General features: G+C 53.3%; 1 rRNA gene. It reads left to right on the forward strand.

The features are described from left to right. Positions 1 to 255 (forward strand): 23S ribosomal RNA (locus M8014_RS22930); the annotation flags it as partial.

A 255-nucleotide genomic window follows, 5' to 3' on the forward strand; every position in this document is an offset into this window, starting at 1 on the left:
CTTGACACTGAACACTGGTCCTTGATGTGTAGGATAGGTGGGAGGCTTTGAAGCGTGGACGCCAGTCTGCGTGGAGCCAACCTTGAAATACCACCCTTTAATGGCTGGTGTTCTAACGTAGACCCGTGATCCGGGTTGCGGACAGTGTCTGGTGGGTAGTTTGACTGGGGCGGTCTCCTCCTAAAGAGTAACGGAGGAGCACGAAGGTTAGCTAATCCTGGTCGGACATCAGGAGGTTAGTGCAATGGCATAAGC

The sequence above is a fragment of the Silvania hatchlandensis genome (assembly GCF_025564065.1).
Classification (GTDB): domain Bacteria; phylum Pseudomonadota; class Gammaproteobacteria; order Enterobacterales; family Enterobacteriaceae; genus Enterobacter; species Enterobacter hatchlandensis.